Below are 25,247 nucleotides of genomic sequence, written 5' to 3'. Positions count from 1 at the left end.
AAAGCCCGCACATGCCCGACTCACCGCGCCCCCTTGCGGTCACCCTGCAAGTCGTCTCCATTGTCCTGTTTACCTTCATCGGCTACCTGAACATCGGCATCCCCCTGGCTGTACTGCCTGGCTATGTGCACAACGACCTGGGCTTCGGCGCTGTAGTCGCAGGCCTGGTGATCAGCATCCAGTACCTGGCCACCCTGCTCAGCCGCCCTTACGCCAGCCGCATCATCGATAACCAGGGCAGCAAGCGCGCCGTGCTGTATGGCCTGGCCGGCTGCGGCCTGAGCGGTGTGTTCATGTTGCTGTCGGCCTGGCTTCAGCATGCGCCTTGGTTGAGCCTGGGCAGCCTGTTGATCGGCCGCCTGGTACTTGGCAGTGCCGAAAGCCTGGTGGGTTCCGGCTCGATTGGCTGGGGCATTGGCCGCGTCGGTGCGCAGCACACAGCCAAGGTCATCTCGTGGAACGGCATTGCCAGCTATGGTGCGCTGGCCATTGGCGCACCGCTGGGTGTAGAGCTGGTACAGCACTTTGGTTTGTGGAGCATGGGCGCCAGCATCCTCATCTTGTGCGTACTGGGTCTGGCATTGGCCTGGCCAAAAACCGCCGCGCCGGTGGTTGCCGGTGAACGCCTGCCGTTTCTGCATGTACTGGGCCGGGTGTTCGGCCATGGCTCGGGGCTGGCCCTGGGCTCGATCGGCTTCGGCACCATCGCCACCTTCGTCACCCTGTACTACGCCAGCCACAACTGGAACAACGCGGCGCTGTGCCTGAGCCTGTTCGGCGCCTGCTTCATTGGCGCCCGCCTGCTGTTCGGCAACCTGATCAACCGTATCGGTGGTTACCGGGTTGCCATCGCCTGCCTGGCGGTAGAGACCGTTGGCCTGCTGTTGCTGTGGCAAGCGCCAAGCGCCGAGCTGGCATTGGCCGGTGCGGCGCTGAGCGGATTTGGTTTTTCGCTGGTGTTTCCGGCCCTGGGGGTCGAAGCGGTCAACCTGGTGTCCGCCTCCAATCGAGGTGCGGCCGTGGGCGCCTATTCACTGTTCATCGACCTGTCGCTGGGCATCACCGGCCCGTTGGCCGGGGCGATTGCTGCAGGCTTCGGCTTCGCCTCGATCTTTGTCTTTGCCGCGGGCGCGTCATTCTGCGGTTTGCTCCTGAGCCTTTACCTGTACCGCCAGGCCCGACTGCATCGGCCCCTGCCTCAGTAATCTATCTTGCCGCGCCCGGCCTTGATTGCCCCGCGCTTGCTCTTGGTGTCCAGGCGACGGGTCTTGGAACCCAGGGTGGGGCGGGTCGGGCGTCGCGCCTTCTCGACCTTGGTCGCTGAAAGGATCAACTCGCGCAAGCGCTCCAGAGCATCGGCACGGTTCTGCTCCTGGGTTCGATATTGCTGGGCCTTGATGATAATCACCCCGTCACGGGTGATGCGGCTGTCGCTCAGGGCCAGCAGGCGCTCCTTGTAGAACGGCGGCAATGACGAAGCCTGGGTGTCGAAACGCAGGTGCACGGCGCTGGAGACCTTGTTGACGTTCTGCCCGCCCGCGCCCTGGGCGCGGATGGCGGTCAACTCGATCTCGTCGTCCGGGATCTGCACCGCGTTGGAAATTTGCAACATCACACATCCTTTGATCGAACATTCAGGCCGGTTCCCGTAAGCGTGATCGCTCACGCCCGGTCCCCTCAACCCCCTTGCACAGCACCTCGGCTACACGTTGCACGCAACCCTGATCAACCGGAGACAATCGGCGAAACAATATCAACAGCTCGCTTTCGCCTTCGCTCAAGGGTTGCTCTGGTGATGCGTCACGTTCCGTGTTGAATGTGCAGGATTTATGCTCCGACATGATCACCCTTCCCTAACGAGACTGAATGCATCGACGTTACGAGCAATCCTCTGCAGACCCACCAGGACGGTTCCGAGCGTTTCGTAGGAAAATTGAGATAGTAGCTATGCGCTACTACCTTTCGCGTCGTGCATGGCCCCGACAATTCTATGCACAACTTCTTGGTCAGCGATAGCCAATGAGCGGTATTGAGCCAGCAGCCGCTGTTCCGGTTCGTTCAACGAAGCGCCATCATCTATCGTGCGCACGCCGGTGATCACATAACGCACATCGACACCGGCGCCCGCTACCGCCGCCAGGTAAGCCGCGTCGGGGTTGCGCTCGCCTTTTTCATAACTGCCCTGGGTGTTGCGATTGACCCCGCCAAGCTGGGCGAAATCGTCCTGACGAAGGCCCAGGCGGGTACGCTCCTGGCGCAAGCGCTCACCACTCTCTGCCGATTTCGGTGCAGTTGTTGCACAACTTTTCAATCAAAACCCCTTTACACGAACATTTTTTTGGGCATAATCGGCATCCGAAGATCACTGACGCCTTGCCGAGCACTATGCCCCCGCTGTTTAGGCCTGGGCAAGGCCAAGCAAAGCACATAAAACCAAACATTCGCACGTTCAATCTTCTAACTAGTACGTGTGAAAAATCGTCACGGATGACACAGGATCAGGGGCCAACCCTGGTAACTGGTACAGCAGGCCTGCCATGCGCGCCTGAACAACCATCCGCTGCCGACTCATGCATAAGACCAACAACGGCACGGAGGTTCATTCATTTTCAAAGGACCGAATAATGAACACCAAGCCTTTGTGCACCCTGACCGCTCTGCTGACCTTCGTCAGTGCTGGCGCGCATGCCAACAGCACTGACGTCAACATCAGCGGCACCATCACCCCGGCGGCCTGTACGCCATCGCTCTCCGGCAATGGCCAGGTCGACTTCGGCAATATCACCATGCCTGACCTCGATCCGCAGCCCGGTATTCCCGACCATTCGATCCTGGCGCCGCGCAGCCTGACCTTCAGCGTCATTTGCGATCGCGCCACCCGCTTTGCCCTGGTGGCCACCGGCAACCGCCGCGACAGCAGTTCGATACCGCTGCCCAAGGCTTTTGGCCTGGGCACCACCACCGGCGGTCAGGCCATCGGCTTCTACAGCGCGACCTGGCCCGACAACGGCGCGACCCTCGATAACCTTCCCGCCGACACGCTGTACTCCGAAGACAGCGGCAGCACCTGGCTCAGGGTTCCCGGCAGTGGCTTCGAGCATCTGGGCGACAAACCTGAATCGCGGCTGGGCTTTGCCCTGCGCGGGCAGACCAGCCCCAGCGCAGCGCAGGTCCTTAACCTGCGGCTGGATGTCGCCGGCTGGTTGCGCAATGACATGACCCACGTCGACGAGGCGCTGCTGGACGGGCACATGACTATCGAGCTGCAGTACCTCTAGCCGGTAACAGAACGCATACGCGTCACGGCCCGGCCCGGGCCGCCAAGAAGAACCCGTCGAATGCACAAGGCTTCCCTGCAATAACCGGCAGGGAACGGACCACTGCGCTCGAAAAACGGGTCTCCCGCAACATCCAACACCAACACTTGAAAAGGAAAACCGCTGTGAAAAAGTCCGTATTGTCCCTTGCTGTGCTGATGTCCCTGGCCACTGCCAACGCCCTGGCTGCGACGACCGACCTGACCGTGACCGGTACCATCACCCCCGCCGCCTGCACGCCGACCCTGAGCAATGGCGGGTTGGTCGAATACGGCTCGCTGGCCTTGACCGAGCTTGAAGAAACTTCGGTCGGTTACAACCTGCCGGCCAAATCCCTGAACTTCTCCATCGAATGCAGTGCCCCGGCGACATTCGCGCTGATCGCCAATGACAACCGTCGTGACAGCAGCGGGGTCGACCCATGGTTTTTCGGTCTGGGCAAACATCAGGACCAGTCGATCGGTTCGTATGCTATGACCTGGCAATATGAGAGCACTGTGGTCGACGGTGCACAGGGCGAAAACCTGGCATCCCCCGATGGCGGCAACAGCTGGACCAGTATCATCGACGGCGTTCTTCATGACGCAGGAAGAGCACCCAATTTTCTCGCAGGCTTCTCCTCTGGCACTAACCTGGGCCCGACTCCCGCAACCAGCGTCAACGTGACCATGGACATTCCTGGAACGATCAACAAGAACCTGACCATGAACGGCGCAATGGAGCTCGATGGCAGCGCGACCATCGAAGTCGTCTACCTCTAAGACCGTTGCTGACAACAGAGCCCGCCGAACGCTACCCGCCGTCCATTCCCTGGGCGGGTGAGCGTGTTCGCAAACGGGCCACCAGCAACCGCCAACACTGATAAGGAACACGTTGTGAACAAATCCCTGCTGTCCCTTGCTGTACTCTTTACCCTGGCGTCTACCAATGCCATGGCCGCAACCACCGACCTGAGCGTATCCGGGACCATCACCCCGGCAGCCTGCGCCCCCACATTCGCCAATAGCGGTGTGGTTGATTATGGCTCCCTCGCGGTGACCGAACTCGAAGAGATGTCTTACGACTACTTACTTCCTGCAAAGTCGCTGAACCTGTCGATTGAATGCAGCGCCCCGGCAAGCTTTGCCCTCATCGCCCATGACAATCGTCGACAGAGCGGCGAGGCTGCCGGGGCAGTGTTTGGCCTCGGCAAACATCTGGACCAGAACATTGGTGGCTACAGGCTCAGATGGAGTAACGACACCGTACTGATCGATGGTGCGCAAGGCACTACTGTGGAGTCCATGAACTCCGGCAACTCCTGGACCATTGTCCCCGGTGGCAATTTTGAAGAAGCTGGGTACTGGCCTCAGTTTCGAGTGGGCTTTTCGACCGGCGCCGAGCCCAGGCCTACCCCAGCGAGCAGCGTGAGCCTGACCCTGGATATCTGGAGCCATGTCAAAAAGGATCTGCCATTCAGCGACCTCGTCGATCTGGACGGCAGCATGACCGTTGAGCTCCTCTACCTCTAGTCGATCTTTCCAGGGAACGTGAGCAAGGATCCTCGCGACCACCTCAATCCACGGCCAGCATCCTCCCCTCGCCGAGCCTGCCGGATGCAGCTGGAGGGGAGCGGTGTCCGACGCCGCAGAAGAACCTTACAACCATGACTATTGCGTGCAAATCCTTTGCCGGCAGCCTGCTGCCTGCAATTTTCATCTGCACCCTACCCCTGATGCAGGCACACGCCGACGGTATGGTGCCCAGAACCTCGGTGGTGATCGTTGAGGAAGCCCGCGCCAACGGCAGCGACTTCGTCGTCACCAATACCGACCCCCACGCCGCCCTGCTGGCGGTATTTATCGAAAACCCGAGCGAAGACACCGACAACCTGCTGGTGGTCCAGCCCACGGTGGCCAGGGTCGAAGCCGGCAAAGAGCAGCAGGTGATCTTCCACTACGTCGGCAACGAACCACTGCAGACCCAACGCCTGCGCCGGGTGATCTTCGAAGGCATCCGCGAAACCGCTGCGGGTGATCCCGGGGCCATGCGGGTGAACTTCGGCGTGCGCCAGAACCTGCCGGTGATCCTTCACCCCAAGGGCCTGGCGCGCAACAGCGAGCCGTGGAAAGGCCTGACCTGGCGCATCGACGGCAAGCAACTGCGGGTAGAGAACAACACCCCCTATGTGGTGCGCCTGGCCCAGGAGCTGAAACTGTTGCCCGGCCAGCACGCCCTGGACCTTGGCCGCACCTACCTGCTGGCCAATGAAACCATCACCCTCGACTTGCCTGATGCCGCCGCCGCGGCCAACACCGTGCGCTTTCAACCGGCCACGGTCTATGGCTTTGCGGTCGATCCTTACGAGGCACGCATCCTGTGAAGGTCATTGTTGAGGCAATCGGCAAAACCCGCCCGCGCGAGCAATTGATTCTTGGCCTGTGCCTGACGTTGCTGGGTCTGGAGACCTTCAAGCCCGCGCGCGCGGCCAACGAGCCCGGTTTACCCGGGCACAGCGTGTTCGACCAGGAGGTGCTGCGCCAGCGCGGGATCGACCCAAAACTTGCCGCCCTGTTCGGCCGGCAAACCCGCTTCCCACCCGGACGCCAACAGATCAGCCTGAGCGTCAACGGCCGCGACAAGGGCGCCACCCTGGCGCGCTTTAGCGAAGATGGCAGCCTGTGTGTCGACGACGCCTTGCTGGCCTTCGCCGGCTTGCGTCAACCCGCCGAATGGTCCACCACCCTGGATGCCCAGGAGCTGCCTGCCGATCCGGGCTGCCTGGCCCTGGCCACGGCCTTCCCCCAGGCCCAGGTCGAACTGCAGCCCGGTCAGCACCAGGTGCAGCTGTTCATGCCCGACCAGTCCCTGGTCAATGAGCGACAACTGTCGGACGACTTCAGCCAGGGCGGCGTAGCCGGGCTGCTGAACTACGACATTTTCAGCTCGTTCAACCGCTACGACGGCCAGTCCAGCCGGTATGCTGCGGCCAATACCGAACTGGGCCTGAACCTGGACAACTGGATCCTGCGCAGCCGCCAGGTACACAGCCGCTTCGATGGCAAGATGCGCAGCGAAATGCTCGACACCTATGTGCAACGCAGCTTCGCCCAGCACCGCAGCCTGTTCCAGGCCGGCGAGATCAGCCTGGTCAACCCGGTGCTCAACGGCGCGCAGATCATTGGCGCGCAGATCACGCCGGAGTATGGCCTGCTCTCGCAGCTCGACAACGCCAGCGTGCAGGGTATCGCCAACAGCCAGGCGCGGGTCGAGGTGCACCAGAACGGCGCCTTGCTGTACAGCACCGTGGTACAGCCCGGGCCCTTTACCCTCACCAACATACCGCGCATTACCTCGCGTTCGGACCTGGAAGTGACGGTGATCGAGACCAATGGCGAGCAACGGCGCTTTAGCGTGCCGGCCAGCCTCGCCGCCAGCGCCCGCCCGCAAAGCGGCTACAGCATCGGCGCCGGAGTGGTGCGCAGCCATGGCCATGGCAGCAACGACCCGGCGGTGGTGAGCCTTGGCCAGAGCGGTGCGCTGGGCAATACCTCGGTCATCAGCAGCGGCTTGATCCTCGCCCAAGGCTATCGCAGTCTTGGCGCCAGCCTCGGCACCGCGCTCACGCCGCAACTCAGCGCCGAGGTGTTTGCCATCGGCGCGCAAGCCAGCAGCCTCGACCAACAGGGCGCACAACTGGGCGGCCAGCTCAACTGGCAAATGCACGAGCAATGGAGCAGCCTGGTGGCCGGCAACCATCGCAGCCGCGGCTACCGCGAACTGCTCGACAGTACCTACCGCGACAACGATCAGTTCGCTTCCAGCTACCGCGACCAGTTCAGCACCAGCCTGCGTTGGGCCAGCCGCGCCCTGGGCAGCCTCAACCTGGGGTACACGCAAAGCACCTACTACGAGCACGACAGCAGCCAGCGCCTGTTCCTGTCCTGGGGCAACAGCTACGGCGGTGTCACGCTCTCGGCGACGGTGGAAAAGGCCCTGGGCAGCAGCGACGGCTACAACGACGACGCCCTGTACTTCAGCGCCAGCATCCCCCTGGACGGCCGCCGACGCCTGCGTAGCAGCGTGCGCCATAACGACAGCAGTACCACCAGCACGGTTGCCTATAGCGAACAAGTGAACGACAGCCTTGGCTATCGCCTGGGCGCCGAGCATCGGTCCGGCGATTCCAGCACCCTGGCCAGTGCCGGCGTTTCGGCCTTGCCGCGCTACACCCAACTGGATCTGAACTACAGCGGCGACGGCGACAACGCCAACTACAACCTCGGCCTGCGCGGCGGTATCGCGCTGCATGGCGCCGGGATTACCCCCTCGCCCTACCCGATCCGCGACACCTTCGCGATCCTCTCGGTCACCGACACCCCCGGCGTCAAGGCCAGCACCCCGAGCGGCCCGGTGTGGACCGATTATGCCGGCAACGCGGTGGTGGCCTCGCTCACCGCCTATGGCAAAAGCCCGGTCGAGGTCGACACCCAAAGCCTGCCGACCCACATCAACGTCGACCAGGGCGCCGGCATGCTGCGCGCCACGCGCGGAGCGGTACCTCGTCTGAGTTTCCGCGCCTGGAGTGTCCGTCGGGTGCTGCTGACCTTGCTCGACAGCAGTGGCCAGCCACTGACCAGCGGCGCGTCGGTGTTTGACGACCGTGGGCGCTTCATCAACCTGGTGCAGCCGGGCGGGCTGGTGTTCATCGACAACAGCGCCGACATCGGCCACCTGATCATCAGCGACCACCAGGCCCGCGAATGCCGCGTCACCCTCGACTCGGATACCGGCGCCAGCAGCGACAGCTACTACACCCAGGCCCGACACACCTGCAGTTGAGGCCCCTTTCCGACGACATGACGCCAGACGGCAGCTACACCTTGTGTCGTCCTTCCATACACCGCTTTGGTGAGGATGCGTCAAATCATGAACACCCGGTACAAAACCCCGCTTGTAATGCTTGTGCTCTTCGGACTGCCGCTGACAGCCTTGGCGAGTGAATGCCGCCTGCAGGTCACTCCCACGCCGCTGGACTATGGCACCCTCGACCGCAGCCGCCTGCAGCCCGGCAGCCCGGGCCTGGCACTGCCGGAGAAATCCGCGCAATTGACCCTGAGCTGCAGCGAAAGCAGCGACCTGAGTGTGTTCTATACAGCCAGTGCCCTGGACAGCGAGCGCTTCGAATTCAGCGCGGGCGGGCACTACCGAATACGTGCCGCCGATGCCGTGGTCGACGGCGAACGCGTTGACCTGGCCCGGATCGAACAAACCGGCGCCGTACCGGGCCCGTCCAGCGCCTCGCTGGGCTGGCAGCCGCGTAGCGGCATGGTCCCGGTCCGGGCCGGCAAAGCCGTGCAAGGCCGCAGCCTGAATCTGGCCCTGGTGTTCGAAGCCGAGCTGTCTGCCAAGGCTTTCGAAGTGCGCGAGTCGACCTCATTGCGCAGCAGCGGGCAGTTCGCTGCCCCTGCCTCCGGCAGCACTGCTGAACTGGCTCTGCAATGGCAGATCCAGCCAGCGGCCTGCACGCCATTGCTGTCCCAGGGCGGGGTGGTGGACTACGGCAAGATCAGCCTGCAGAGCCTTAACAGCGACAAGCGCACGCGTCTGCCCACGCGCCAGCTGAACCTGTCGATCCAGTGTGACAGCCCGGCGCGCTATGCCCTGCTGATGCAGGACAACCGCGACGGCACGGCGGTGGTCGATTCGCTGAATTTCTACGGATTGGGCCGGGATGGCAGCGAGAACAAAATCGGTCTTTATGAGGTGCAGATCGACCCAATGCACATCAGCGCCGACCAGTTGCCGGCCGTGTATGTCACCCAGTCGACCCACGGCACCGGCTGGAGCACCGCGGGCAGCACCAGCAAACCGCTGACCACCACTACCCTGCTCGGCTTCAACGATGTCGAGAACAACAGCAACGGCCCGATCGCCATCCGCCACCTGAGCACGCCGATCAACATCATGCCGGTGATCGCCGCCACCGATGAACTGGACAACCGCCAGGACATCCACCTCGACGGTTCGGCGACGATCGAGATCATCTACCTGTAAACGAAAACGCCCCGCATTAGCGGGGCGTTTTTTCAACCATGTGAATCAGCGCTTGAGCGAAGCCGGGGTGGCCGCTGCCGCCGCTTTGCTGCGGTTGGTTTTCAGGCTGTAGCAGACAACCATCACCAGCAGCCAGACCGGAATCGCGTAGACCGAGATCTGGATGCCCGGGATCTGCAGCATGATACCCAGGATCAGCACCACGAAGGCCAGGCAGATGTAGTTGCCATAGGGGTACCACAGCGCCTTGAACAGCGGCGTCTGGCCGGTCTTGTTCAGGTGCTGGCGGAACTTCAGGTGCGAATAGCTGATCATCGCCCAGTTGATCACCAGGGCGGCAACAACCAGCGACATCAGCAGCTCCAGCGCATGCTGCGGGATGAAGTAGTTGAGCAGCACTGCAACCAGGGTTACCGCCGCCGAAGCCAGGATCGAACGCACCGGCACGCCGCGCTTGTCGATCTTGGCCAGGCCCGCCGGGGCATCGCCCTGTTCGGCCATGCCGTAGAGCATGCGGGCGTTGCAGTAGGTACCGCTGTTGTACACCGACAGCGCCGCCGTCAGCACCACGAAGTTGAGGATGTGCGCGGCAACATCACTGCCCAGCAGCGAGAACACTTGCACGAACGGGCTGGCGCCGTAGGTACCACCGGCCGCATCGAGGCTGGTGACCAGGCTGTCCCATGGGGTCAACGACAGCAGCACCACCAGGGCACCGATGTAGAAAATCAGGATGCGGTAGATCACCTGGTTGATCGCTTTGGGGATCACGGTCTTCGGCTTGTCGGCTTCAGCGGCGGTAAAACCGAGCATTTCCAGGCCGCCGAAGGAGAACATGATGATCGCCAGGGCCATCACCAGGCCACTGACGCCATTGGGGAAGAAGCCGCCGTGTTCCCACAGGTTGCTTACCGAGGCTTGCGGGCCGCCGCTACCGCTGGCGAGCATCCAGCTGCCCAGGGCGATCATGCCGACAATGGCCAGGACCTTGATAATTGCAAACCAGAACTCGGCCTCGCCAAACACTTTGACGTTGGCCAGGTTGATCGCGTTGATCAGGATGAAGAAGGCTGCAGCCGAGGCCCAGGTCGGGATCTCCGGCCACCAGTAGTGCACGTACTTGCCGACGGCGGTGAGCTCCGACATGCCCACCAGGATGTACAGCACCCAGCAGTTCCAGCCCGACAGGAAGCCGGCGAAACCACCCCAGTATTTGTGCGCGAAGTGACTGAAGGAACCGGCCACCGGCTCTTCGACGATCATCTCGCCGAGCTGGCGCATGATCATGAAGGCAATGAAGCCACAGATCGCATAGCCGAGGATCATCGACGGGCCCGCCGACTTCATCACCCCGGCCGAACCCAGGAACAGCCCGGTACCGATTGCCCCGCCCAGGGCGATCAACTGGATATGGCGATTTTTCAGGCCGCGTTTCAGCTCGCCTGAATGCGTGTTTTGTCCACTCATGAACGAAGTCACCTGCTTGTTTTTATCTGTGACGGAATCGGACCCACCGCGCTCGTGGCGCAGCGGAATTAACAAGGTGATTACCTTGAGGATCTTGGACAACTGCTGCCCATCCAGGGCAAAAGCCGTGGGCGAATCAGCCGGGTGTCAGCAAGAGTGCGCGGTACGCATTGGGGTCACAGTTAAAACGCGGCGCATTGTATACCCCTACAGACGCGCAGGGGTCAACACGTTGCGTGACTGTCTGACGACAAAACGCACCGGTCCTGAGGAAGGGTTCTAGCCTGGGGGGGTAATCGGCGTACATGGCGCCTCCATTTGTTCTTATTGAATGCCCGGCTCTCCGGCCCGGCTTTGCACACGGCAATGGCGCCTATCTCACCGCTCCCGGGGCTTGCGAACAAGCCGTTGACGGGCACGTAGAGCGCCCTGGCCCGGGCGTTTCGGCAAGTTCTGTTTACACGGGCTAAAACCTGCAGAAAGAGCCCGTGTATCGGCCGATATTTGTAACGATTTATTTACATGATGGTGTAAAAACTTTCCAGACCTTACGGAAGTGTCTGTAAGACAAGGAAATTTGCACAAAAAAAAGCCAACCCGAAGGTTGGCTTGTTTAACCGGCCCGACTTACGGGCGCGGTTTGTTGCGGGTACTGCCTGGACGCTTGGGCGCCGGCTTACCGCGCTTGTTCATGTCGCTCGGGCGCTCGGCCACGGTGCTGCTGCCACGGCCGCTGTCCTTGCGCGGGGCTTCGCCACGCGGTTGACGGGCTGGCCGCTCGTCGCCACGGGGCTGGCGAACCGGACGCTCGGCTTCACCACGGGGCTGACGCGCAGGGCGCTCACCGGTTGCAGTGCCATCCTGGGCCGGACGCAGGGTGCGCACGCGCTCGCCACGGCCCAGCGGCCGGGTGGACTTGCGCTGCAGGCGCTCGAGCTTGTCCTTGCTCTTGTGGTTCAGCGCCGGCATGGCCACCGGGGTCAGGCCCACTTCAGCGGCAAGAATGTCGACTTCCTGCTGGCTCATTTCGCGCCAGCGGCCCATCGGCAGGTCGGAGTTGAGGAATACCGGGCCGAAACGCACGCGCTTCAGGCGGCTGACCACCAGGCCCTGGGATTCCCACAAGCGGCGAACTTCACGGTTGCGGCCTTCCATCACCACGCAGTGGTACCAGTGGTTGAAGCCTTCACCGCCAGGGGCTTCCTGGATGTCGGTGAAACGCGCCGGGCCGTCTTCGAGCACGACACCGGCCTTGAGGCGGGCAATCATGTCTTCGTCGACTTCACCACGCACACGTACCGCATACTCACGGTCCATTTCGTAGGACGGGTGCATCAGGCGGTTGGCCAGCTCACCATCGGTGGTGAACATCAGCAGGCCAGTGGTGTTGATGTCCAGGCGACCGATGTTGATCCAGCGGCCTTCTTTCGGCCGCGGCAGGCGATCGAACACGGTCGGACGGCCTTCCGGGTCGTCACGGGTGCAGATCTCGCCGTCAGGCTTGTTGTACATGATCACCCGGCGCACGGTTTCGGCGGCTTCTTCGCGCTTGATTACGCGGCCGTCGACCGAAATCGCATCGTGCAGGTCGACGCGCTGGCCCAGGGTGGCGTTGACGCCATTGACCTTGATCCGGCCCTGGCTGATCCAGGCCTCGACGTCGCGGCGCGAGCCCACGCCGATACGGGCGAGAACTTTTTGCAGTTTCTCGCCTGATGGCGGCAATGGCTGGGTTTCTTGCAGGTCTTTTTCACTCATGCTGGGCACCTCCCGGTGTATTTACAAAAATCTGGTATGGCGAACAAGCGCCAAAAAGGGTCGCGAATCATACGCTGATCGCGGCGTGAACGCACCTCAGACTAGCCGAAAATACAAAAGTTGCCGGGCCTATCCGCCCGAAGGCCCAGATTAGGGGTGCGGCGTCTGCGGTTCGGCTTCCAGCGGCTCGTCATCCACCTCCATCTGAGTGTCGTCGACCAGGTCATCGAAATCGGTCTTGAGCCCCTCTTCCATGGCGTCCAGCTCGGTCAGCAGGCTGCGGAAGCTGGTTTCTTCCTGGGGCTCTTGCGGCTCGGCACTGGCATCGGCCAGCGCCTGCAGATGCGCCGGCACCGGTGCGTCGTCCAGCTCCAGCACAGGTTCGGGCTCAGGCTCCATCTCGCGCAACTCGGCCAGTGGCGGCAGTTCGTCGAGATTTTTCAGGTTGAAATGGTCGAGAAACGCCTTGGTGGTGGCGAACATCGCCGGCTTTCCGGGCACTTCACGGTAGCCGACGATGCGGATCCACTCGCGCTCAAGCAGGGTCTTGATAATGTTGGTGTTGACCGCTACACCGCGCACGTCCTCGATCTCGCCGCGGGTGATAGGCTGACGGTAGGCGATCAGCGCCATGGTCTCCAGCAGGGCGCGGGAGTAGCGCTGCGGACGCTCTTCCCACAACCGGCCGACCCAGGGCGCGTAGTCCTCGCGAATCTGCAGGCGGTAACCCGAGGCCACCTCCTTGAGCTCGAAGGCGCGGCCATTGCAGGACTTGCGCAGTACCTCCAGGGCCTTTTTGAACACCGCAGGCTCCGGGCGCTCGGCTTCCTCGAACAGCTCGTACAGGCGCTCAAGGGATTGCGGTTTGCCCGAGGCCAGCAAAAAAGCCTCGAGCAGGGGCGCCAGGTCGCGCGGTTCGTTCAGGTTCATGGGCTTGCTCAGTTGTTACTCGGCGCGGGCGCGGACATGGATCGGCGCAAAGGGCTCATTTTGCACCAGTTCGATCAAGGATTCCTTGACCAGTTCGAGAATCGCCATGAAGGTCACCACCACCCCGAGCTTGCCCTCCTCGGCGCTAAACAGCTCGACAAAGGGCACGAAACCGCCGCCCTTGAGGCGCTCGAGCACGTCGCTCATGCGCTCGCGGGTCGACAGCGCCTCGCGGCTGACCTGGTGGCTTTCGAACAGGTCACCCCGTCGCAACACTTCGGCCATCGACACCAGCAGCTCTTCCAGGCTGACCTCGGGCAACAGCTTGCGCACCTTGGCCTGCGGCGCGTCCAGACGCGGCACGATGACTTCGCGGCCAACCCGGCTGAGACCGTCGATGCCTTCGGCAGCGGCCTTGAAGCGCTCGTACTCCTGCAGGCGGCGAATCAGCTCGGCACGCGGGTCGGCCTCTTCTTCCTCGATCTCGGCCGAACGCGGGAGCAGCATCCGCGACTTGATCTCGGCAAGCATCGCCGCCATCACCAGGTACTCGGCGGCCAGCTCCAGGCGCACGGTTTTCATCAATTCGACGTAGCCCATGTACTGGCGGGTAATTTCCGCCACCGGGATGTCGAGGATGTCGACGTTCTGCTTGCGAATCAGGTACAGCAGCAGGTCCAGCGGTCCTTCGAAGGCCTCCAGGAACACTTCCAGGGCGTCCGGCGGAATGTACAGGTCCACCGGCATCTCGGTCATGGCTTCGCCATACACCAGCACCAGCGGCAGTTCCTGCTGGGCGCCTGCTTGCGGGTCGATGTTTGCGTCGGTGGTGGTCGCCTGGCTCACGCTTCGACCATGAACGGTGCAGGGTCGCCGCAACCGACGCGGATCACTTCCGGCTCGTCACCGGCCAGGCTGATCACGGTCGAGGCCTTCAAATCACCAAAGCCGCCATCGATGATCAGGTCAACATGGTGTTCCAGGGCCTGGCGGATCTCGTAGGGGTCGGTCATCGGCTCGTCCTCGCCGGGCATGATCAGACTGACGCTCATCAGTGGCTCGCCGAGCTCTTCGAGCAGTGCCAGGGCGATCGGGTCGGACGGCACTCGCAGGCCGATGGTGCGGCGCTTTTCGTGCAACAGCAGGCGCGGCACTTCGCGGGTGGCGTTGAGGATAAAGGTATAGGGCCCCGGCACATGGGCCTTGAGCAGGCGAAAGGTGGCGGTGTCGATCTTGGCGAAAAGTCCCATTTGCGACAGGTCGCAGCAGATCAGGGTGAAGTTGTGGTTCTTGTCGAGCTGGCGCAGGCGACGAACCCGCTCAACGGCGTTCTTGTCGCCGATCTGGCAACCCATGGCGTAGGAAGAGTCGGTGGGATAGACCACCACGCCGCCCTTGCGGATGATTTCGACGGCCTGTTTGATCAGGCGCGGTTGCGGGTTTTCCGCATGAATCTGGAAAAACTGACTCACGTTCTCTTCCTGTTCAGACTGCCGAGATAGGCTGCTCATGTTTGAATCGGCGCCACAGTGGTGGCAGGTCCTCTGGCAATGGCCGGTAGACACCGATCTCGCCCCAGGTGCCAGGGCCATGGAAATCACTGCCGGCACTTGCCAGCAGACCGAATTCACGGGCCAGGATCGACATAGTGCCTACCTGTTCGGCCGGCATCATGCCGTTGACCACTTCCAGCGCCTGCCCGCCTGCTTGAATATAGTCGGCAATCAGCCGGCGGCGCTTGCTGCGGGTTAAATCGTAGTGCATCGGGTGCGCCAGGCTGACCCAGGCATCGGACTGGCGCAGGGTCTGAACGGTCTCATCGAGGGTCGGCCAGTGCAGCTTCACATCACCCAGCTTGCCGGCCCCCAGCCACTTGCGAAACGCCTCGGCGCGGTCTTTTACGTAGCCTGCACGCACCAGGTACTCGGCAAAATGCGGGCGCGCCGGGGCATTGCCGCTGTCGCCCAGCTCCTGCTGGATGGCGCGGGCGCCGTCCAGCGCGCCCTTCATGCCCTTGAGCGCCAACCGCCGGTCGATTTCTTCCGAGCGCAGCCAGCGACCGCGGTGCAGCGACTCGACGGCGGCCTGCAACGGCGCGGCGTCGAGGGGGAAGTTGTAGCCCAGCACGTGGATGGTCGCCCCACCCCAGGTGCACGACAGCTCGATGCCGCTGACCCAGTGCATGTCATGGGCCTGGGCGGCGGCGCGGGCTTCGAGCTGGCCTTCGAGGGTGTCGTGGTCGGTCAGCGAGAGCATCCGCACGCCGTGCTCATGGGCCCGGGCGACCAGTACCGTTGGCGACAAGGCGCCGTCGGAGGCCGTACTGTGGCAGTGCAGATCAACATTCATAGGTGGCGCTTTCGCTGTCATTGATGTTTGTTATTATGCCGTCACATCCTGCTTCTGGCTGCCACTGTGAAACAATTCATCGATTTCATCCCGCTGCTCCTGTTCTTCATCGTCTACAAGCTCGAACCGCGTGCCGTCGAATTCGCCGGGCACACCTTCGAACTGGGCGGCATCTACAGCGCCACGGCGATGCTGATCATCAGCTCGCTGGTGGTCTACGGCGCCCTGTTCATTCGCCAGCGCAAGCTGGAGAAAGGCCAGTGGCTGACCCTGGTGGCCTGCCTGGTGTTCGGCGGCCTGACCCTGGCCTTCCACAGCGAAACCTTCCTCAAATGGAAGGCACCGGTGGTCAACTGGCTGTTCGCCCTGGCCTTCACCGGCAGCCACTTCATCGGTGACCGGGTGCTGATCAAGCGCATCATGGGTCACGCCCTGACCCTGCCGGAGCCGGTATGGACGCGCCTGAATATCGCCTGGATCGGCTTTTTCCTGTTCTGTGGCGCGGCCAACCTGTTTGTCGCCTTCACCTTCCAGAGCTTCTGGGTCGACTTCAAGGTGTTCGGCAGCCTGGGCATGACCGTGCTGTTCCTGGTGGCCCAGGGTGTCTACCTGTCCCGTCACCTGCACGACAGCGACCCGACCACCCCGCCTTCTACTCCCAAGCACGAGGAATGACATGCTTTACGCCATCATTGCCACAGACGTAGCCGATTCGCTGGAAAAACGCCTGGCTGCGCGCCCGGCGCATATCGAACGCCTGCAGCAGCTCAAGGAGCAAGGTCACGTGGTCCTGGCCGGCCCACACCCGGCCGTTGACAGCAACGACCCGGGCGCCGCAGGTTTCACCGGCAGCCTGATCGTCGCCGAGTTCGACTCGTTGAGCGCCGCCCAGGCCTGGGCCGACGCCGACCCGTACATTGCCGCCGGCGTCTACGCCAACGTCATCGTCAAGCCGTTCAAGCAAGTCCTGCCGTAATGCCGTAGGGCGGTGGCCGAGTCGGCCCACCGCCCGTTGCAGCTTTCTCTTGGCAATTGCTCATTATTCTCGCCCGATGGCCGACAACCTCCTGAACCATCCAATGGAATCAGGAGTTCCGATGCGTCAAGGTCCGTTGTCCCTGCTGCTGTGCCTGTTGCTGCTGACCCCATTGGCCCAGGCCGAGGAGCCCGCTGGTTCCAGCACCCCGCTATCGCTCAGTGCCGGCAGCCAGATCACCGAGCTGCAACAACGCCTGAAAGAAAGCGAGCGCCTGCGCGACACCCTGGTCCAGCAACTGCACAACGCCGACAGCGAACGCGAAAGCGCCCAGCTCACCCGCTTGCGCCAGGAAAACCAGCGCTTGAAGCTGGCGCTCAAGGAATTGCAGGCGAGCGCCGCGCCGAAACTCATCACCGACCAGCAACAATGGTTCCTGATTGGTGGCGCAGTTGCCCTGTTTGCGGCACTCTGCGGTATCTTTGCCAGTGGCGGACACAGAAAGCGTCGGCAATGGTTGAATTGAGTGAGTCATGAGCGAGCTGTTACTGATTGATGATGACCAGGAACTCTGCGAGCTGCTCGGCAGCTGGCTGACCCAGGAAGGTTTCGTGGTACGTGCCTGTCACGATGGCCTCAGCGCCCGCAAGGCGCTGGCCGAACAGGCGCCGGCCGCCGTCGTGCTCGACGTGATGCTGCCCGACGGCAGCGGTCTTGAGCTACTCAAGCAACTGCGCAGCGAGCACGCCGAACTGCCGGTGCTGATGCTCTCGGCCCGCGGCGAACCGCTGGACCGGATTCTCGGCCTGGAACTGGGTGCCGACGACTACCTGGCCAAACCTTGCGATCCGCGTGAACTTACCGCCCGCCTGCGCGCCGTACTGCGCCGCAGCCACCCCAACGCGACGCCGAGCCAGGTGGAGATCGGTGACCTGTGCTTCAGCCCGGCCCGCGGCGTGGTCAGCCTCGACGAGCACGAACTGACCCTGACCCTCTCCGAAAGCCGCATCCTCGAAGCCCTGCTGCGCCAGCCAGGCGAGCCGCTGGACAAGCAGGAACTGGCGCAGATTGCCCTGGGCCGCAAGCTGACCCTGTACGACCGCAGCCTGGACATGCACGTCAGCAACCTGCGCAAGAAAATCGGCCCGCACGCCGACGGCCGCCCGCGCATCGTTGCCCTGCGCAGCCGCGGCTACTACTACAGCCTGTAATGTCAGCAAGGCGCGCCGGCATCTTTACCCAAGCTTTACCCTTGCCTGACCGCCGCTGACCTTGATCTCCCTAAACTGGGCACATCCGGTAACGACCGGCCTCAGAAAGGAGAGTCACCATGCGCAAGACCCTTATCGCCCTGATGTTCGCCGCCGCCCTGCCTACTGTCGCCATGGCCATGCCTGATGGCGGCGGCCCGCGCCACGGCGAGCACCACCGCGGTGGAGCGCCTTTCGCCCAGCTGGACCTGAGCCGCGAACAGCGCCAGCAGATCGGCAAGCTGATGGGCGAGCAGATGAAAAGCCGCCACGAAATCACCCAGCGCTACCTGGAAAAACTCCCGGCCGCTGACCAGAAGGCCCTGAAAGACGAACTCAAGGCCAAGAAAGACAAGACTCAGTCGGAAATTCGCGCCCTGCTCAAACCCGACCAGCAAAAGCAGTTCGACGAAATGACGAAGAAACAGGATGAACGCAATGCCGAATGGGCAGAGTTCAAAGCCTGGAAAGCTGAAAAAGCCGACAAGGCCCAGTAAGCTGTCTGCCATCCGCCCGGCCTGCCCCAGCAGGCCGGGCTTTTTCCGTTAGAGGTGCCTCTTTTGCGTTCACTGTTCTGGCGCATCCTGGCCAGTTTCTGGCTGGCCATCGCCCTGGTTGCCGGGCTGTCGATCCTGCTCGGCCATATGCTGAACCAGGATGCCTGGATTCTCAGCCGCCACCCGGGCCTCAACACCCTGGCCAAGAACTGGACCCAGCACTATGAACAGCAAGGGCCGGAGTACGCGCAGCGCTACCTGGAACACCGCAAGCGCCGCTACAACATCGACGTGCAAGTACTCAATGACAGTGGCGATGCGGTGGTGCCCGGCACCTTCCCGCGTCGCGCCGCCGCCTTTGAGGCGCGCCGGCACAATGATGAGCGGCACCTGCCGTGGCGACGGCTTACCGAGGAATACACCAGCCCCGACAGCGGCGAGACCTACCTGCTGATCTATCGCATCCCACACCCGGAACTCGACGCCTGGCACCGCGACAGCCTGCTCTGGCCCTTGAGTGCCTTAGGCATTGCCCTGGTGGTGCTGACCCTGTTCAGCTTGCTGGTGACCTTGTCGATTACCCGCCCGCTGAGCCGCCTGCGCGGCGCCGTACATGACCTGGGGCAGACCACCTACCAGCAGAACAGCCTGGCGCGCCTGGCCAACCGCCGCGATGAATTCGGCGTCCTGGCCAACGATTTCAACCGCATGGGCGCACGATTGCAGAGCCTGATTGGCAGCCAACGCCAGCTGTTGCGGGACGTATCCCATGAACTGCGCTCACCGCTGGCGCGCCTGCGCATTGCCCTGGCCCTGGCCGAACGTGCCGAGCCCGAGCAGCGCCAGGCCCTGTGGCCGCGCCTGACCCGCGAGTGCGACCGCCTCGAAGCGCTGATCAGTGAGATTCTGGTACTGGCCCGGGTCGATGCCGAACAAGCGCGGGCAGAGCCTGTGGACCTGGACACCCTGTTGGTCTCAGTGCACAAGGACGCGCAACTGGCAGCGCCCGAACAGGAGTTCCAGTTACACCATGAGACTGGGCTCAACCTGCAAGGTTGGCCGACCCTGCTGGAGCGGGCGCTGGACAACCTGCTGCGCAACGCCGTGCGTTTCAACCCGGCCGGGCAGCCGATAGAAATCACCGGTGTGCGCGATAACGACAAGATTGTACTGAGCGTGCGTGACCACGGGCCGGGAGTGGCGGCAGAGCACCTGGCGCAACTGGGCGAGCCGTTCTACCGGGCGCCCGGGCAAAGCGCCGCAGGGCACGGTTTGGGCCTGGCCATTGCGCGCAAGGCGGCGGCGCGCCACGGCGGCAACCTGAGCCTGGGCAATCACCCGCAAGGCGGGTTTGTGGCCAGGCTGGAGTTGCCACTGGCAAGGCCTGACTCAATGTAGCTTCGCGGGGCAAGCCCGCTCCTCCATTGTGGGAGCGGCGGTGCGACGCCTCGACGTGCCCCGCGATGAGGCCTTAACCCCCCTGCTACTCCCAGGCGCTGACAAAATCTGCCGTCGCCAGCACCGGCGCGGTACGCGGTTCGTTCTGCGGCGTACCCAGGTACAAAAAGGCGATGATCTCTTCGTTGTCCGCCAGCCCCAGCCCCTTGGCCACGTGCTTGCTGTACGAAAGCTCACCGGTACGCCATACCGCACCAATACCCTGGGCATGGGCCGCAAGCAGAATACCGTGGGCCGCGCAACCGGCTGCCAGGCGCTGCTCGGATGCCGGCACCTTGAAGTGATCCTGCAGGCGCGCGACTACAACCACCAACAATGGCGCCCGCAATGGCATGGCCCGGGCCTTGTCCAGTGCCGCCTGGCCAGTCTCGCCATTGAGTTTTACTGCTTCGGCGAGCAGTTCGCCAAGCTTGGCCCGTGCCTCGCCTTCGATCGTCAGGAAGCGCCAGGGCCGCAGCTGGCCGTGGTCTGGCGCACGCAGGGCGGCCTGAAACAGCGCCTCGCGTTGTGCGGCATTGGGTGCCGGATCCAGCAGACGTGGAACCGAAACACGGTTGAGCAATGCGTCGAGAGCCTCCATTGGCTACCCCTTGTGGATAAATGTCGGGCTATTCTAGCGTTTACTTAAAAAGGTCCATAGGTAGAATGGCGCCCTTCCGTTTCGAGTCAGAGCAGATCACATGGCGTTGCCGACCTTAAGGATCATTGGTTTTATCATCGGCATCTTCCTGATCACCCTGGCGATCAGCATGGTCGTGCCCATGGCCACCCTGGTGATCTTCGACCGCACGGGCGACCTGCCGTCGTTCCTCTGGGCCAGCATGATCACCTTTATCGCAGGCCTGGCCCTGGTCATCCAGGGCCGCCCCGAGCACGTGCACCTGCGCCCACGGGACATGTACCTGCTGACGGTCAGCAGCTGGCTGGTGGTGTGCATCTTCGCCGCCCTGCCGTTCCTGCTGACCCAGCACATCAGCTACACCGACGCCTTTTTCGAAAGCATGTCCGGCATCACCGCCACCGGCGCCACCGTACTCAGCGGCCTTGACAACATGTCGCCAGGCATCCTGATGTGGCGCTCGCTGCTGCACTGGCTCGGTGGTATCGGCTTTATCGCCATGGCTGTGGCGATCCTGCCGCTGCTGCGCATCGGCGGCATGCGCCTGTTCCAGACCGAGTCCTCGGACCGTTCGGAAAAGGTCATGCCGCGCTCGCACATGGTCGCCAAGTCGATCGTGCTGGTGTACATCGGCATCACCAGCCTCGGCGCCCTGGCCTTCTGGCTGGCCGGGATGAACCCCTTCGACGCGATCAACCACGCCATGTCGGCGATTTCCACTGGCGGTTTTTCCACCTCCGACCAGTCCCTGGCCAAGTGGGACATGCCGGCGGTGCACTGGGTGGCAGTGGTGGTGATGATTCTTGGCAGCTTGCCGTTCGCCCTGTACGTGGCGACCATCCGTGGCAACCGCAAGGCGCTGATCAAGGACCAGCAGGTCCAAGGCTTGCTGGCGATGCTGGTGGCGACCTGGCTGGTGCTCGGCACCTGGTACTGGGCCACCACCAACTTGCACTGGCTCGATGCCCTGCGCCATGTAGCCCTGAACGTCACCTCGGTGGTCACCACCACCGGCTTCGCCTTGGGCGACTACAGCCTGTGGGGCAACTTCTCATTGATGCTGTTTTTCTACCTGGGCTTCGTCGGCGGCTGCTCGGGCTCGACCGCCGGCGGCATCAAGATCTTCCGCTTCCAGGTGGCCTATATCCTGCTCAAGGCCAACTTGAACCAGCTGATTCACCCACGGGCGGTGATCAAGCAGAAGTACAACGGTCACCGCCTCGATGAAGAGATCGTGCGTTCGATCCTGACCTTCTCGTTCTTCTTCGCCATCACCATCTGCGTCATCGCCCTGGCCCTGTCGCTGCTGGGTGTCGACTGGATGACCGCACTGACCGGCGCCGCCAGTACCGTGTCGGGCGTCGGCCCGGGCCTGGGCGAAACCATCGGCCCGGCCGGCAACTTCGCCACCCTGCCGGATGCGGCCAAGTGGATCCTGGCCTTCGGCATGCTGCTCGGGCGCCTGGAGATCATTACGGTGCTGGTGCTGTGCATGCCGGCGTTCTGGCGTCACTGACCGGCTCACCCTCTAGCGGGGCCGCTGCGGCCCCGTTCAAGCGCGCCCGGTACTCGCCCGGGGTGACATCGAACCAGCGGCGAAACGCCCTGAAGAAATTGCTCGGGTCGGCGAACCCCAGAAGGTAGGCGGCCTCCAGCAGGGTCATGTTGGCTTGCGCCAGGTACTGCTCGGCAAGCTCGCGACGGGTATCGTCCAGCAGCGTTTGAAAGCTTGTGCCCTCTTCCTGCAAACGCCGCTGCAAGGTGCGCTGGGACAGGTGCAAGGCCTGGGCGATGGTTTCGCGCTTGGGCTCGCCCTGGGGCAAGACCCGGCACAACACCTGGCGCGCGCGATGGGTAACCCGGCTTTCCGAGAAGCGTGCCAGGTATTCGCCGGCAAAACGGTCGTGCAGCGTGGCCATGGCCTCGTTGGCGGTTGGCAGCGGCGCCTCCATGTCGGCGCGCTCGAACACCAGCGCATCGTAGGGTGCACTGAACACCAGCGGGGCATGGAAAGCAGTCTTGTAGGGTGCCAGGTCCTTGGGCTGCGGCCCCTGGACCAGCACCCGGCGCGGCTGGATCACCCGCCCGCTGAGCCAACTGCACAGCGCCAGGGCGCAAGCCAGCGAAGCTTCGGCGCTGTGCCGGGTGGGCGGCAGGTGATCGCCATGGACGGTCAGAATCAGCGCATAGCCGTCGGGTTCAAGGCGGAAACTCAGGTCGGAACTTTCGGCGATGATCCGTTGATAACGCACCAGCCGCTCGAAACCTTCGGCCAGGGTGCGGCTCGACATCAGCGCGTAGCCAACCACATGAAACGACGCCGGACGCACCACCCGCGCCATGTTCAGGCCGATTGCCTGGTTACCGGAAAGATCGACCGCCAGTTGCCAGAGGCGGGTCATGGAGTCCTGGGTGAAACGTGCGTCGGGGTCGTCCAGCGCGGTGAAATCCAGGCCAAGTTGCTTGAACATGGCACGGCAATCGAGCCCTTCCAGTTCGAGTGCCTTGACGATCCCTGATGCCCAGCTTGCTGAAGTGGTTCTTTCGCTCATGGCTGGCTTCTTTTGTTACCGACAAGCCGCTCCTGCGGCGAACTCAAAGGATACTCAATTGGCGCCTATTGTCACTGCTCTGTAGTGTTACTCACTCTAGACTCAGATCAGGCTCCACGCCGTGTATCTTCGTCAGATCGACCAGACTCTGGAGCAGTGTCGTGAACAGCCCTCAGCAATTTCGCAGTTTTGCCGAGTTCTACCCCTATTATCTGGGTGAGCACAGTAATCCCACCTGCCGTCGCCTGCATTTCGTCGGTACCAGCCTGGTCATCGCCGTTCTCGCCTTTGCCCTGGGCAGCGGCAACTGGTTGCTATTGCTGGCACTGCCCTTTGCCGGCTATGGCTTTGCCTGGGTTGGGCACTTCTTCTTTGAAAAAAACCGCCCCGCCACCTTCAAGCATCCGCTGTACAGCCTGATCGGCGACTTCGCCATGTACCGCGATATGCTGCGCGGCAAGGTCAGCTTCTGATTTTCGGCCCGCAAGGTCAGAAACCCGTCCCGCGCGGCCACTGCCCCGACCAACGGTACAGGTAGAGTGCCCTGAAACCCCGCGTTTCGGAGCGCCGATGAACCAGCAGGCCCGTTTCAACCATATGCAGGATGGTACCGAACAGGACTGGGCGATCATCGCCGAGGACTTCAGGGCCTATGCCAGCCAGCTGGCCGATCGTATCGTGGCGCACCTGCGCCTGCTTGACGGCGACTTCGGCGGCTTCCCCATCGACCGCCTGAGCCACTCCCTGCAAACCGCCAGCCGCGCCTGGCGTGACGGACGCGATGAAGAGTACGTGGTGTGCGCGCTACTGCACGACATCGGCGATACCCTGGGCAGCTACAACCACCCGGACATTGCCGCCGCCATCCTCAAGCCCTTTATCAGCCCGGAAAACCTGTGGATGGTAGAAAAACACGGGGTCTTCCAGGGCTACTACTTCTTCCACCACCTGGGCATGGACCGGCACCTGCGCGAGCAATTCCAGGGCCATCCGCAATATCAGCAAACCATCGAGTTCTGCGCCCGCTATGATGCCGCCGCCTTCGATCCGGGCTACGACAGCCTACCCCTGAGCTTCTTCGAGCCGATGCTGCAGCGCCTGTTCGCCAAGCCCCGGCAATCGATCTACAAGGCCGCGCTAGAGCAACCCGCCGCCACTGCCTGAATCCACCAGCTCCTCCAGCCCGGCCAGGCGCCGGGCGGCTTCGGCCTGGGCGTCGGCCAGGCGGTAGAGCTCGATGCTGCCGTCCCAGTGCTCGATCAGTGCCGTGCACGATTCGACCCAATCCCCACAGTTGAGGTAATCCACCTCGCCGACCTTGCGGATCTCGGCATGATGTATGTGCCCGCAGACCACGCCGTGAAAGCCGCGCTTGACGCATTCATGGGCGATGGCCTCTTCGAAGTCGCTGATAAAGCTGACCGCGGTCTTGACCTTGTGCTTGAGATACGCCGACAACGACCAGTAGCCGTAGCCATAGCGTGCACGCCAGTGATTGAGCCAGCGGTTGAGGGTCAAGGTGAACTCGTAGGCCGAATCGCCGAGGAACGCCAGCCAGCGGTGATAACGGGTGATCACGTCGAACTGGTCGCCATGAATCACCAGCAGGCGCCGGCCATCTGCGGTCAGGTGCTCGGCCTGGTCGACCAGCTGAATATTGCCCAGCACCAGCTTGGAATAGCGGCGCAGGAATTCGTCGTGGTTGCCAGTGACGTAGATCACCTCGGTGCCGCGCTTGCTCATGGTCAGCAGGCGACGGATCACGTTGGTATGCGCCTGGGGCCAGTAAATGCCGCCGCGCAGCTTCCAGCCATCGATGATGTCACCGACCAGGTAGATGCGGTCGGCCTGGTAGCCCTTGAGAAACTGCGACAGGTGTTCGGCCTGGCAATCCCGGGTACCCAGGTGCACGTCCGATATCCACAGGGTGCGTACGCGCTGTTTACGCGAGGGTCTGGCAAGCTCGGCACGGGTCATCGGCAGGCTCCGGGAAGGTTTGCGCCAGCTTGCCAAGCAGCGGTGAATCGAGCGTGACCGC

Annotated in this window: 26 protein-coding genes and 1 pseudogene; 16 read left to right on the top strand and 11 right to left on the bottom strand. The window is 62.8% G+C overall.

Features of this window, described 5'->3' with window-relative positions:
* Positions 1–11 precede the first annotated feature (11 nt).
* The gene (locus ABIE20_RS25680) at positions 12–1,205 is read left to right on the top strand and encodes an MFS transporter (RefSeq protein ID WP_429508234.1); all 1,194 of its coding nucleotides are present in this window, start codon (positions 12–14) and stop codon (positions 1,203–1,205) included.
* Here the strand turns inward: ABIE20_RS25680 and arfB are convergent.
* Complete coding sequence (gene arfB, locus ABIE20_RS25675; RefSeq protein ID WP_429508232.1) at positions 1,199–1,612, bottom strand: alternative ribosome rescue aminoacyl-tRNA hydrolase ArfB; 414 nt, start codon at positions 1,610–1,612, stop codon at positions 1,199–1,201. The two genes, ABIE20_RS25680 and arfB, sit on opposite strands and share 7 nt — an antisense overlap.
* Positions 1,613–1,945: 333 nt before the next feature.
* On the bottom strand, positions 1,946–2,260 hold the full coding sequence (locus ABIE20_RS25670; RefSeq protein WP_429508231.1) for a helix-turn-helix domain-containing protein: 315 nt from the start codon (positions 2,258–2,260) through the stop codon (positions 1,946–1,948).
* 364 nt (positions 2,261–2,624) lie between these two features.
* Here ABIE20_RS25670 and ABIE20_RS25665 point away from each other — a divergent pair, with 364 nt between their 5' ends.
* The 6 genes from ABIE20_RS25665 to ABIE20_RS25640 all read left to right on the top strand — a co-directional run bounded on the left by ABIE20_RS25665 (position 2,625) and on the right by ABIE20_RS25640 (position 9,353).
* Positions 2,625–3,278 carry a DUF1120 domain-containing protein gene (locus ABIE20_RS25665; protein ID WP_429508230.1) on the top strand — a complete coding sequence of 218 codons (654 nt, stop codon included), beginning with the start codon at positions 2,625–2,627 and terminating at the stop codon, positions 3,276–3,278.
* A gap of 164 nt (positions 3,279–3,442) precedes the next feature.
* Positions 3,443–4,078 carry a DUF1120 domain-containing protein gene (locus tag ABIE20_RS25660; RefSeq protein WP_429508228.1) on the top strand — a complete coding sequence of 212 codons (636 nt, stop codon included), beginning with the start codon at positions 3,443–3,445 and terminating at the stop codon, positions 4,076–4,078.
* 114 nt (positions 4,079–4,192) lie between these two features.
* The gene (locus ABIE20_RS25655) at positions 4,193–4,828 is read left to right on the top strand and encodes a DUF1120 domain-containing protein (protein ID WP_429508226.1); all 636 of its coding nucleotides are present in this window, start codon (positions 4,193–4,195) and stop codon (positions 4,826–4,828) included.
* A gap of 134 nt (positions 4,829–4,962) precedes the next feature.
* The gene (locus ABIE20_RS25650; protein ID WP_429508224.1) at positions 4,963–5,679 is read left to right on the top strand and encodes a fimbria/pilus chaperone family protein; all 717 of its coding nucleotides are present in this window, start codon (positions 4,963–4,965) and stop codon (positions 5,677–5,679) included.
* Positions 5,676–8,138 carry a fimbria/pilus outer membrane usher protein gene (locus ABIE20_RS25645; protein WP_429508222.1) on the top strand — a complete coding sequence of 821 codons (2,463 nt, stop codon included), beginning with the start codon at positions 5,676–5,678 and terminating at the stop codon, positions 8,136–8,138. The genes ABIE20_RS25650 and ABIE20_RS25645 overlap by 4 nt, the downstream gene beginning before the upstream one ends.
* Positions 8,139–8,225: 87 nt before the next feature.
* Positions 8,226–9,353 carry a DUF1120 domain-containing protein gene (locus tag ABIE20_RS25640; RefSeq protein ID WP_429508220.1) on the top strand — a complete coding sequence of 376 codons (1,128 nt, stop codon included), beginning with the start codon at positions 8,226–8,228 and terminating at the stop codon, positions 9,351–9,353.
* 45 nt (positions 9,354–9,398) lie between these two features.
* On the opposite strand, the gene ABIE20_RS25635 is transcribed toward ABIE20_RS25640, so the two are convergent.
* The 6 genes and pseudogenes from ABIE20_RS25635 to ABIE20_RS25610 all read right to left on the bottom strand — a co-directional run bounded on the left by ABIE20_RS25635 (position 9,399) and on the right by ABIE20_RS25610 (position 15,857).
* Positions 9,399–10,820 carry an amino acid permease gene (locus tag ABIE20_RS25635; RefSeq protein WP_045200547.1) on the bottom strand — a complete coding sequence of 474 codons (1,422 nt, stop codon included), beginning with the start codon at positions 10,818–10,820 and terminating at the stop codon, positions 9,399–9,401.
* A 627-nt stretch (positions 10,821–11,447) separates the two neighbouring features.
* Positions 11,448–12,578: a 23S rRNA pseudouridine(2605) synthase RluB gene (rluB, locus tag ABIE20_RS25630; protein ID WP_429508218.1), complete on the bottom strand. Its 1,131-nt coding sequence runs from the start codon at positions 12,576–12,578 to the stop codon at positions 11,448–11,450.
* A gap of 165 nt (positions 12,579–12,743) precedes the next feature.
* Positions 12,744–13,508, bottom strand: a pseudogene (gene scpB, locus ABIE20_RS25625) (SMC-Scp complex subunit ScpB); the annotation flags it as partial.
* Positions 13,509–13,523: 15 nt separating this feature from the next.
* On the bottom strand, positions 13,524–14,222 hold the full coding sequence (locus ABIE20_RS25620) for a segregation and condensation protein A (protein ID WP_429508260.1): 699 nt from the start codon (positions 14,220–14,222) through the stop codon (positions 13,524–13,526).
* Positions 14,223–14,350: 128 nt separating this feature from the next.
* Positions 14,351–14,980, bottom strand: coding sequence for an L-threonylcarbamoyladenylate synthase (locus ABIE20_RS25615; RefSeq protein WP_429508217.1), 630 nt, complete (start codon positions 14,978–14,980; stop codon positions 14,351–14,353).
* Between the two features lie 13 nt (positions 14,981–14,993).
* Positions 14,994–15,857: a PHP domain-containing protein gene (locus ABIE20_RS25610; RefSeq protein ID WP_429508215.1), complete on the bottom strand. Its 864-nt coding sequence runs from the start codon at positions 15,855–15,857 to the stop codon at positions 14,994–14,996.
* A gap of 66 nt (positions 15,858–15,923) precedes the next feature.
* Between ABIE20_RS25610 and ABIE20_RS25605 the strand changes: the two genes are divergently transcribed.
* From ABIE20_RS25605 to ABIE20_RS25580, 6 genes are all read left to right on the top strand, one after another.
* Positions 15,924–16,532: a septation protein A gene (locus ABIE20_RS25605; protein WP_429508214.1), complete on the top strand. Its 609-nt coding sequence runs from the start codon at positions 15,924–15,926 to the stop codon at positions 16,530–16,532.
* Between the two features lies 1 nt (position 16,533).
* The gene (locus ABIE20_RS25600) at positions 16,534–16,833 is read left to right on the top strand and encodes a YciI family protein (RefSeq protein ID WP_429508212.1); all 300 of its coding nucleotides are present in this window, start codon (positions 16,534–16,536) and stop codon (positions 16,831–16,833) included.
* Positions 16,834–16,954: 121 nt separating this feature from the next.
* The gene (locus ABIE20_RS25595; protein WP_429508210.1) at positions 16,955–17,359 is read left to right on the top strand and encodes a translation initiation factor 2; all 405 of its coding nucleotides are present in this window, start codon (positions 16,955–16,957) and stop codon (positions 17,357–17,359) included.
* 7 nt (positions 17,360–17,366) lie between these two features.
* Complete coding sequence (locus ABIE20_RS25590) at positions 17,367–18,044, top strand: response regulator transcription factor (protein WP_429508208.1); 678 nt, start codon at positions 17,367–17,369, stop codon at positions 18,042–18,044.
* Positions 18,045–18,163: 119 nt separating this feature from the next.
* A complete protein-coding gene (locus ABIE20_RS25585) occupies positions 18,164–18,580 on the top strand; it encodes a Spy/CpxP family protein refolding chaperone (RefSeq protein WP_429508206.1) in 417 nt (138 codons plus the stop codon).
* A 63-nt stretch (positions 18,581–18,643) separates the two neighbouring features.
* Positions 18,644–19,978: a sensor histidine kinase gene (locus ABIE20_RS25580; RefSeq protein WP_429508204.1), complete on the top strand. Its 1,335-nt coding sequence runs from the start codon at positions 18,644–18,646 to the stop codon at positions 19,976–19,978.
* Between the two features lie 85 nt (positions 19,979–20,063).
* On the opposite strand, the gene ABIE20_RS25575 is transcribed toward ABIE20_RS25580, so the two are convergent.
* The gene (locus ABIE20_RS25575; RefSeq protein ID WP_429508203.1) at positions 20,064–20,618 is read right to left on the bottom strand and encodes a nitroreductase family protein; all 555 of its coding nucleotides are present in this window, start codon (positions 20,616–20,618) and stop codon (positions 20,064–20,066) included.
* Between the two features lie 100 nt (positions 20,619–20,718).
* Here ABIE20_RS25575 and ABIE20_RS25570 point away from each other — a divergent pair, with 100 nt between their 5' ends.
* Positions 20,719–22,173 carry a TrkH family potassium uptake protein gene (locus ABIE20_RS25570; RefSeq protein WP_429508201.1) on the top strand — a complete coding sequence of 485 codons (1,455 nt, stop codon included), beginning with the start codon at positions 20,719–20,721 and terminating at the stop codon, positions 22,171–22,173.
* Here ABIE20_RS25570 and ABIE20_RS25565 read toward each other — a convergent pair.
* A complete protein-coding gene (locus tag ABIE20_RS25565) occupies positions 22,130–23,209 on the bottom strand; it encodes an AraC family transcriptional regulator (protein WP_429508199.1) in 1,080 nt (359 codons plus the stop codon). The genes ABIE20_RS25570 and ABIE20_RS25565 overlap by 44 nt on opposite strands.
* A 161-nt stretch (positions 23,210–23,370) precedes the next feature.
* Between ABIE20_RS25565 and ABIE20_RS25560 the strand changes: the two genes are divergently transcribed.
* The gene (locus tag ABIE20_RS25560; protein ID WP_093385834.1) at positions 23,371–23,682 is read left to right on the top strand and encodes a DUF962 domain-containing protein; all 312 of its coding nucleotides are present in this window, start codon (positions 23,371–23,373) and stop codon (positions 23,680–23,682) included.
* A gap of 97 nt (positions 23,683–23,779) precedes the next feature.
* On the top strand, positions 23,780–24,373 hold the full coding sequence (locus ABIE20_RS25555) for an HD domain-containing protein (RefSeq protein ID WP_429508196.1): 594 nt from the start codon (positions 23,780–23,782) through the stop codon (positions 24,371–24,373).
* On the opposite strand, the gene ABIE20_RS25550 is transcribed toward ABIE20_RS25555, so the two are convergent.
* Positions 24,347–25,186 carry a metallophosphoesterase family protein gene (locus tag ABIE20_RS25550; RefSeq protein WP_429508194.1) on the bottom strand — a complete coding sequence of 280 codons (840 nt, stop codon included), beginning with the start codon at positions 25,184–25,186 and terminating at the stop codon, positions 24,347–24,349. The genes ABIE20_RS25555 and ABIE20_RS25550 overlap by 27 nt on opposite strands.
* Positions 25,187–25,247: the final 61 nt, after the last annotated feature.

Source organism: Pseudomonas sp. 2835, from assembly GCF_050435905.1.
GTDB lineage: Bacteria > Pseudomonadota > Gammaproteobacteria > Pseudomonadales > Pseudomonadaceae > Aquipseudomonas.
The sequence above is the reverse complement of the archived record's forward strand: the minus strand, read 5'-3'. Positions and strand labels throughout refer to the sequence as shown.